General features: G+C 64.8%; 2 protein-coding genes. Both read left to right on the top strand.

The genetic code is table 11. The features are described 5' to 3' along the window. Window positions 1-897, top strand: an 897-nt coding sequence (locus VJ811_RS09950; protein ID WP_324072113.1) for an alpha-ketoacid dehydrogenase subunit beta, incomplete at its 5' end; no start/stop codon positions are given. A gap of 4 nt (window positions 898-901) precedes the next feature. Further along, complete coding sequence (locus VJ811_RS09945) at window positions 902-2,215, top strand: dihydrolipoamide acetyltransferase family protein (RefSeq protein WP_324072112.1); 1,314 nt, start codon at window positions 902-904, stop codon at window positions 2,213-2,215. Window positions 2,216-2,284: the final 69 nt, after the last annotated feature.

Genomic DNA, 2,284 nt, shown 5'->3' with positions numbered 1-2,284 from the left:
GCCACCGCGGGCCTGCAGAAAAAACATGGCAAGACGCGCGTGTTCGATACGCCGATCAACGAATGCGGGATCATCGGCGTTGCGGTGGGCATGGGCGCTTACGGCCTGCGCCCGGTCCCCGAGATCCAGTTCGCCGATTATATCTATCCGGGGCTCGATCAGCTCGTCAGCGAAGCAGCGCGCCTGCGCTATCGTTCGGCGGGCGACTTCATATGCCCGATGACGGTGCGCACGCCCTTCGGTGGCGGCATCTTCGGTGGCCAGACGCACAGCCAGTCGCCCGAAAGCATCATGACGCATATCTGCGGCGTGAAGACGGTGATCCCGTCGAACCCCTATGACGCCAAGGGGCTGTTGATCGCCGCGATCGAGGACAATGACCCCGTCGTGTTCCTCGAGCCCAAGCGCATCTACAACGGCCCGTTCAGCGGCTATTACGACCGCCCGGTCGAGCCCTGGTCGAAGCATGATGCGAGCGCGGTGCCGGAGGATTATTACCGCATCGAACTCGGCAAGGCCGCGACGGTGCGTGCGGGCGAGGCGCTCACCATCCTCGCCTATGGCACGATGGTCCATGTCACCAAGACGATCGTCGAGGAAATGGGCATCGACGCCGAGATTCTCGACCTGCGCACCTTGTTACCGCTCGATATCGACGCGATCGAAACGTCGGTGAAAAAGACCGGCCGCTGCCTGATCATCCACGAAGCGACGCGGACCTCGGGCTTCGGCGCCGAACTCGCCGCGCTCGTGCAGGAACGCTGTTTCTATCACCTCGAGGCGCCGGTCGAACGCGTGACCGGCTTCGACACGCCTTATCCGCATAGCCTCGAATGGGCCTATTTCCCCGGCCCGGTGCGCATCGCGACCGCGCTCACGAAAATCTTGAAGGACTGACGCCATGGCCCGCTATTCATTCCGTCTGCCCGACATCGGCGAAGGCATCGCCGAGGCCGAAATCGTCGCCTGGCATGTGCGTGTCGGCGAACGCGTCGAGGAAGACGCGCAGCTTGCCGATATGATGACCGACAAGGCGACCGTCGAAATGGAATCGCCCGTTTCGGGGATCGTCGTCGAACTGGCGGGCGAGGTCGGCGATTTGATCCCGATCGGCTCGACGCTCGCGGTGATCGAGACCGATGGCGACGGGGACGTCGAAGCGCCGCCCGCAGATACGCCGGCCGAACAGGAAGTCGTGGTGGAAGCGCCAGGCGCCGAAGAGATTTCGGACGTCGAGGTCGCCACACCCACCCCTCAACCCGTTCGCCCTGAGCCTGTCGAAGGGCCGTCCTTGTCTTCAACGCCCGAAACGAAGAGCGGTCCTTCGACAAGCTCAGGACAAACGGGCAATGGAGCTAAGGTATTGGCATCGCCCGCGGTCCGCGCACGCGCCAAGGATCTCGGCGTCGACCTCGGCCAAGTGCAGGCCGAGGGCGATCGCGTCCGTCACGCCGACCTCGACGCCTTTCTCCGCTACAGCGGCGGGCAGGGCTATCATGCGCCGGGCGCGTCGCGCGCCCGCGCCGACGAGCCGGTCAAGGTCATCGGCATGCGCCGCAAGATCGCCGAGAATATGGCGGCCTCGAAGCGCGCGATCCCGCACTTCACCTATGTCGAGGAAATGGATGTCACTGCGCTCGAAGAGATGCGCGCCGACCTCAATGCCAATCGCGGCGGGCGTCCGAAACTGACGATGCTGCCCTTCCTGATCGTCGCGATTTGCCGCACGATCCCGCAGTTCCCGATGATCAACGCGCGCTACGATGACGAGGGCGGCGTGGTGACACGCTACGGCGCGGTGCATCTCGGCATGGCGACGCAGACCGACGCCGGGTTGATGGTCCCGGTCATCCGCGACGCGCAGGACAAGAATGTCTGGCAGCTCGCGAGCGAGATCACGCGCCTTGCCGAAGCCGCGCGCACCGGCAAGGCAAAGGTCGAGGAACTGACCGGCGGCACGCTGACCGTCACCTCGCTCGGCCCGCTCGGCGGGATTGCGACCACGCCGGTGATCAACCGGCCCGAGGTCGCGATCATCGGCCCGAACAAGATTGTCGAGCGCCCCGTCTTCGACGGCGACGACATCCGCAGGGCAAAGCTCATGAACCTGTCAATCAGCTGCGACCACCGCGTCGTCGATGGCTGGGATGCCGCGAGCTATGTCCAGGCGCTCAAGAAGCTGGTCGAGACGCCGGTCCTGTTGTTCGCGGACTAAAGATCGTCGCCGCCGCGAAGGCGGGGGCCGCTGGAAGCCTTGTGCCACGTTGATAGCGGCCCCCGCCTT

The sequence above is a fragment of the Sphingopyxis sp. genome (assembly GCF_035250425.1).
In the GTDB taxonomy this organism is placed as follows: domain Bacteria; phylum Pseudomonadota; class Alphaproteobacteria; order Sphingomonadales; family Sphingomonadaceae; genus Sphingopyxis.
Note: the sequence above shows the minus strand (reverse complement) of the source record. Positions and strands in the feature narration are given on the sequence as shown.

What these genes read in the sequence shown, in the direction of transcription:
- VJ811_RS09945 (WP_324072112.1), top strand. Translation starts at nt 902, where the DNA reads ATGGCCCGCTATTCATTCCGTCTGCCCGACATCGGCGAAGGCATCGCC.